Origin of the sequence: Comamonas guangdongensis (genome assembly GCF_041079535.1) — a bacterium.
In the GTDB taxonomy this organism is placed as follows: domain Bacteria; phylum Pseudomonadota; class Gammaproteobacteria; order Burkholderiales; family Burkholderiaceae_C; genus Comamonas; species Comamonas guangdongensis.
The window spans coordinates 99425-105934 of sequence record NZ_JBFYGN010000015.1; the positions used below are offsets into that span (position 1 = coordinate 99425).

The 6510-nt window shown below is 65.8% G+C and carries 4 protein-coding genes; all 4 read left to right on the forward strand.

Annotation, left to right across the window (positions count from 1 at the left end; translation table 11 throughout):
* Window positions 1–4: 4 nt before the first annotated feature.
* Window positions 5–1300, forward strand: coding sequence for a dicarboxylate/amino acid:cation symporter (locus AB6724_RS13980; RefSeq protein ID WP_369339136.1), 1296 nt, complete (start codon window positions 5–7; stop codon window positions 1298–1300).
* Window positions 1301–1383: 83 nt separating this feature from the next.
* Complete coding sequence (locus AB6724_RS13985; protein ID WP_369339137.1) at window positions 1384–3261, forward strand: sensor histidine kinase; 1878 nt, start codon at window positions 1384–1386, stop codon at window positions 3259–3261.
* A 13-nt stretch (window positions 3262–3274) separates the two neighbouring features.
* A complete protein-coding gene (locus AB6724_RS13990; RefSeq protein ID WP_369339138.1) occupies window positions 3275–4612 on the forward strand; it encodes a sigma-54-dependent transcriptional regulator in 1338 nt (445 codons plus the stop codon).
* Window positions 4613–4848: 236 nt separating this feature from the next.
* Window positions 4849–6252, forward strand: coding sequence for an RtcB family protein (locus AB6724_RS13995; protein ID WP_369339139.1), 1404 nt, complete (start codon window positions 4849–4851; stop codon window positions 6250–6252).
* Window positions 6253–6510 lie beyond the last annotated feature (258 nt).

The window sequence follows — 6510 nt, forward strand, 5'->3', positions numbered from 1 at the left end:
GACAATGAAATCCAATCGCCTGACCATAATGGTCTTGCTGGCCATGGCACTGGGGGTGCTTGTGGGCTACGTGGTGCACACCTCTGCCGCCACGCCTGAAGCAGCCAAGGAGATCGCCAGCTATTTCGGCATCCTCACGGATGTGTTCCTGCGCATGATCAAGATGATCATTGCGCCCCTGGTGTTTACCACCCTGGTGGCGGGCCTAGCCAATATGGGCGACGCCAAGTCCGTGGGCCGCGTCGGCGGCCGCGCTCTGGGCTGGTTCATCGCAGCATCGTTTTGCTCGCTGTTCCTGGGCCTGTTCTACGCCAATCTGCTGCAGCCCGGCCACGGTCTGAGGGTGGATCTGCCCAGCAGCGCCGACGGCCTGGGCCTGAAGACCTCGGCGCTGAACCTCAAGGACTTCATCACCCACGTCTTCCCCAAGAATATCTTCGAGGCGATGGCGACCAACGAGGTGCTGCAGATCCTGGTGTTCGCGCTGTTCTTCGGCCTGGCGCTCGGCTATCTGCACCACCAGAAGAAGCACATGCTGGTGGACCTGATGGATGAGGTCTCCCATGTGATGCTGCGCGTCACCGGCTATGTGATGCGCTTTGCGCCCGTGGGCGTGTTTGGCGCCGTGGCCGACACCATCGCCACCCATGGCCTGGGCATGCTGTCCGTGTTCGGCAAGTTCATGATCTGCTTCTATATCGCGCTGGCCACGCTGTGGGTGCTGCTGACGCTGGCCGGCTATCTGGTGCTGGGCCGCGACGTGTTCCGCCTGCTGGGGCTGATCCGCGGCTCGCTGCTGGTGGGCTTCTTCACGGCCAGCAGCGAATCGACGCTGCCCAAGCTGATGGAGCAGCTGGAAGAGTTCGGCATCAAGCCGCGCATCACGGGCTTTGTGCTGCCCCTGGGCTATTCCTTCAATCTGGATGGCTCGATGATCTACACCACCTTCCTGGCCATCTTCATCTCGCAGGCCTATGGCATCGAGATGTCGCTGACGGCGCAGATCACCATGCTGCTGGTGCTCATGGTCTCGAGCAAGGGCATCGCCGGCGTGCCGCGTGCATCGCTGGTGGTGGTGGCCGCCGTGCTGCCCATGTTCGGTTTGCCGGAAGCCGGCATTTTGCTGATCCTGGGCATCGACCACTTCCTGGACATGGGCCGCACGCTGACCAATGTGCTGGGCAATGCCATCGCCACGGCCGTGGTGGCCAAGTGGGAAGGCAACAGCGACGACGAGGCCGAGCCGCAGGCCGATGCGGCCTTGGTGGCTCTGCCCGAGGCGGAGCGCCTGGCCGCCTGACGGCCAGACCCTGATTGCCTGATCTGCGTCTAAAACCGGCCGCCCAGGGCGCGGCGGTCGGCACTGCTACCATGGCGGACCCCATGTCCGCTCTATCCCTTGCCCGGCCGCCGCGCCTGTCCGTCCTGCTGTCGCTTGCCTGCCTGTGGCTGCTGCTGAGCGGGCTGGGCGGCTGGGGCGTGCATTGGCTGGCGCAGCAGGCCGGCATTGCGGATCTGCGCGCCTCGGGCGAGCACCGCATGGATCTGTATGCGGCCAGCCTGGAGCGGGAGGTGGACAAATACGCGTTCCTGCCCGCCATCGTGGCGCTGGAGCAAGAGGTCCAGACCCTGCTGAGCCGGCCCGACGATGCAGCGCTGCAGCAGCGTGTGAACCGGTATCTTGAGCAGCTCAGTGACCGCGCGGGCACGCTCAGTGTCTATGTGGTGGACAGCCACGGCAAGGTCAAGGTCGCCAGCAACTGGCGGCGCCCCGACAGCTTCGTCGGCGAGGACCTGAGTTTCCGGCCCTATTACCGCGAGGCCCTGCGTGCGGGCGGCGGCCGCTACTTCGGCATCGGCACCACGCGTGGCGAGCCCGGTTACTACCTCACCAGCACTCTGGGGCCCACGCCGGGCCAGGTGCAGGGCGTGGCCGTGGTCAAAGTGGGGCTGGCGCAGCTGGAGCAGTCCTGGGCCGCGGTGGAGTCTCCGGTGCTGGTCAGCGACGAGAACGGCGTGCTGATTCTCAGCAATCGGCCCGAGTGGAAGTTCACCACCTTGCAGCCGCTGGACGAGGCCACGCGCCAGCAGCTTGCAAATTCCCAGAAATACAACCGGCGTGTCCTGCAGCCACTGGGCTGGCAGGTGCTGCGCGCACTCGACGCCAACACGGCCCTGGTGCGGTTGCAGCCCGAGGCCGGCGCAGCATCTGCGGCCGGCCCGTTCCTGGCCCAGTCGCGCCCGCTGGTGGGCACGCCCTGGCGCATGACGGTGCTGTCATCGCTGCGGCCTGTCAACCAGCTGGCGCTGAGCCGCGCCTGGGTGGCTGCGGCGCTGACGGCCCTGGTGCTGCTGCTGGCGGCCCTGCTGTACCAGCGCCGCCAGCATCTGCGCGAGCAGCTGGCCGCGCAGGCCGCGCTGCAGGCCGCGAACGACGCGCTGGAGCGCAAGGTGGAGCAGCGCACCGAGGATCTGTCGCTCGCCAACCAGGCCCTGCAGCAGGAGGTGGCCGAGCGCGTGCAGGCCGAGGCCACGCTGCGCGCGGCCCAGGACGAGCTGGTGCAGGCCGGCAAGCTGGCCGTGATCGGGCAGCTCTCGACCGAGGTCGCGCACGAGCTCAACCAGCCGCTTGCGGCCTTGCGGGCCCTGGCGGGCAATAGCCAGCGCTTTCTGGAGCGCGGCCAGCCCGAGATGGCGCACAGCAATCTGCAGCGCATGGCCGAGCTGGCCGACCGCATGGGGCATATTACCGGGCAGTTGCGCAACTTCGCGCGCAAATCCGCGGGGCAGCCTCAGCGGGTGGAGCTGGCCCAGGTGGTCGAGGGCGCGCTGGCCGTGCTGGAGCCGCGCATTTCCCAGAGCGCAGCGCTGGTCAGTTGCAAGCTGCATCAGCCCGACCTGAAAGCCTGGTGCGATGCCAACCGCGTGCAGCAGGTGCTGATCAATCTGCTGGGCAATGCTCTGGATTCCATGCGCGAGAGCAGCCGGCCGTGCATCGAGATCGAGTGCCTGCAATCGGAGTCATGGGCGCAGATCAGCGTGCGCGACCACGGTCCCGGGCTGAGCGAGCAGGCCGCGGCCCATCTGTTCGAGCCCTTCTTCACCACCAAACCCGAGGGCCAGGGCCTGGGTCTGGGCCTTTCGCTGTCGGCTGATATCGCGCGCACCGGCGGCGGCCGCCTGCAAGGCGGCAACCATCCGCAGGGCGGGGCCATCTTCACGCTGAGTCTGCCGTTAGCGGATACTCAGCCGCTATGCTGATTGAGCGCTGTCCATGAATTCCCCCGTCCAAGCCCTGATTGTCGAAGACGACGCCGATGTCGCCATGGCCTGCGCACAGGCTTTGCAGCTCGAAGGTATCGCATGCCTGAGCGTGAGCAGCGCCGAGCTCGCGCAAAAGCAGCTGTCCTACGATTTTGCGGGCGTGGTGGTCAGCGATATCCGCTTGCCGCGCATGAGCGGGCTGGAGCTGCAGAGCGCCATCCATGCCATGGACGCCGAGCTTCCCGTGATTCTGATCACCGGCCATGGCGATATTTCCATGGCCGTGCAGGCCATGAAGGCCGGGGCCGCGGATTTCCTGGAAAAGCCGTTTGCGCCCGAGCGTCTGGTCGAGGCCGTGCGCCGCGCGCTGGAGCGCCGCCGCCTGGTGCTGGAGGTACGCAGCCTGCGCGCGCAGCTGCAGAACCGCGACACGCTGCAGCACCAGCTGCTGGGGCAGTCGCAGGCCATGCAGCAGCTGCGGCGCACGGTGCAAAGCCTGGCTAGCAGTGAGGCCGATGTGCTGCTCTGGGGCGAGACCGGCACCGGCAAGGAGAGGGTGGCGCGCTGCCTGCACGAGGCCAGCCGCCGCCGCGAGGGCAATTTTGTGGCCGTCAACTGCGGCGGTCTGCCCGAGACCCTGTTCGACAGCGAAATGTTCGGCAGCGAGGCCGGCGCGTTCACGGGCGCGGGCAAGAAGCGCATAGGCAAGATCGAACATGCGAGCGGCGGCACCCTGTTCCTCGACGAGATCGAGAGCATGCCCATGGCCATGCAGATCAAGCTGCTGCGTGTGCTGCAGGAGAGGGTGCTGGAGCGCCTGGGCTCCAATACCCTGATCCCCGTCGACTGCCGCGTGGTTGCGGCCACCAAGGTGGACCTGCTGGAGCTCAGCCGCCAGGGGCTGTTCCGCGCCGATCTGTATTACCGCCTGAACGTGGTCACCGTAAGCCTGCCGCCTCTGCGCGAGCGCCGCGAAGACATTCCTCTGCTGTTCGAGCATTTCGTGCTGCAGGCCGCGGCGCGCCACCAGAGGCCCGTGCCCGAGCTGACGCCCGCAAGGCTGCAGACGCTGATGGCCCATGACTGGCCCGGCAATGTGCGCGAGCTGCGCAATGTGGCCGAACGCATGCTGCTGGGCATAGAGGCGGGCTTGCCGCCGCTTGGCGCCGAGCCGGACCCGTCGTCGGTGCCGACGCGCTCGCTGTCCGGCACCATGGAGTCCATAGAGCGCGCGCTGATCGCCGATGCGCTGCGCCAGAACGCGGGCAATCTGACGCGCACCGCGCAGGCGCTGAACACGCCCAAGACCACGCTGCACGACAAGATCCGCAAATACGGATTGCAGTGAAGGCGCAGGCTCTGCGCATTGCTGCGGGGTGCCGGTTCATTCGGCGGCGTGGTGCAAGGCAAACGGACCGGACGGATATTCGCAGCAGCATATGCGCAACGCGATTCTGGCCGTCTGCGTGCCGGCCGTATAGAATCCGCAGCCTGTTCATCCTTCTTGATGCTGCTGCTCGAAGGTGCGTCGCGCCCCCCCGCTAGTTTGGGGCGCTGTTTTTGCGTACCTGATTTCTCAGCATCATGTCCCCTTCTTCCGGGAAGCTTTCCCGACTGCAAAAAGCCCTGTCGCGTCAGGGCATCCAGGTCTCGTTTCGGGACAACATCTATCAAATCCATAACGAGCAGGCGGCCGCCACCATCCTGCTGCCCGCCAGCTTGCCGCTGGAGCACAAGGCCGTGAGCCAGCTGCTGGATTTCGCTTCCGTGGCCGATCCCCATGGCCGCGGTGCCGTCTGCAAGGCCTGCGCCACGCCGGACTTTCACCCCGGCAGCATCGCACCCGTGGGCGCGGTGGTGGCGACCTCGCCGGACTTTGTGATTCCCGCAGCCATCGGCACGGACATCAACTGCGGCATACGCCTGATGAGCACGGGCCTGAATCTGGCCCAGGCCGAGTTCCATAAAAGCCGCATTGTGCAGCGGCTGACCCAGGCTATCTTGAAAAACGGCCGCGATGTGCCCGTGCGCACTGCCGGCTTCAAAGCGCTGTTCGACGAGGGACCATCGGCTTTTATCGAGCAGTTGCCCGATCTGGGACTGTGGCAAGGCGTGGACAGGGATCGCCTGCAGGCGGAACTGGCTGCCTGCGTAGGGCTGCAGGATTTTGGCGGCCGCAGCCGCTACGCCCCTGAAGCCTTGCTGCAGGAGCGCGAGATCGTGCGTCCGCCCTCGGCTGCCGACCTGGGCAGCGGCAATCACTTTCTGGAGTTCTGCGTGGTCGACGAGGTCTATGACCGCCACGCAGCCTATGCCGCAGGCCTCAAGAAAGGCGATGTGACGGTGATGATCCACACCGGCTCGCGCGATGTGGGCTTTTACGTGGGCCGCCGCTGGATGGATCTGGCCAGGCAGCAATGGCCGCAAGGCCTCAAGCACCCGCAGCATGGCCTGTATGGGCTGAGCGGTGCGTTGGCGCGGGACTATCTGCAGGCCATGGGCGTGGCAGCACGCTACGCCTGGTTCAACCGCATGGCCCTGGCCGAACTGGTGCGTCAGCAGCTTGCCGATATTGCGCCGCACGATGCGTCCCGTCTGATCGTGGATGTGCCGCACAACGTGGTGATGGGCGAGGGCGAGTTCAATGTGCACCGCAAAGGCTCAACGCCCGCGCATGCCGGCCAGTGGGCGCTGATTCCCGGCTCCATGGGCGACTACTCGTTTCTCGTCAAGGGCCTGGGCAACGAGGACTGGCTGCAATCCTGCAGCCACGGCGCGGGCCGCCAGGTGCGCAGACAGGACACGCGCCGCATGAGGCAGCCGCTGGTCGAATCCGTCTGGCAATGCATCACCCTGCGTGAGGAGCGCCTGATCGAAGAGGCCCCCAGCGCTTACAAGCCCGTAGGGCCGGTGCTGCAGGCGCAGGAAGAAGCCGGGCTGATCCGCGCCAGCGTGCGGCTCAAGCCCTGGCTGACGTTCAAGGCCTGAATTTGGACGTCAAACAGGCAGCTGGCACTGGATGCTCAGGCGCCAGCTGCCATGTTTTGGCAACCGAACCCAGCGATGAGGGCCGGTCTCTGCCGCTGCGCAAGCTATAGAGGAATTTCCGGAGCCTCTGCGGCCATGGCCTCCAGAATGCGCGCGCCATCGTGAAAATCGTGCGTTACCAGTTACCAGTTACCAGTTACCAGTTACCAGTTACCAGTTACCAGTTACCAGTTACCAGTTACCAGTTACCAGTTACCA

What these genes read in the sequence shown, in the direction of transcription:
- AB6724_RS13980 (WP_369339136.1), top strand. Translation starts at nt 5, where the DNA reads ATGAAATCCAATCGCCTGACCATAATGGTCTTGCTGGCCATGGCACTG.
- AB6724_RS13985 (WP_369339137.1), top strand. Translation starts at nt 1,384, where the DNA reads ATGTCCGCTCTATCCCTTGCCCGGCCGCCGCGCCTGTCCGTCCTGCTG.
- AB6724_RS13990 (WP_369339138.1), top strand. Translation starts at nt 3,275, where the DNA reads ATGAATTCCCCCGTCCAAGCCCTGATTGTCGAAGACGACGCCGATGTC.
- AB6724_RS13995 (WP_369339139.1), top strand. Translation starts at nt 4,849, where the DNA reads ATGTCCCCTTCTTCCGGGAAGCTTTCCCGACTGCAAAAAGCCCTGTCG.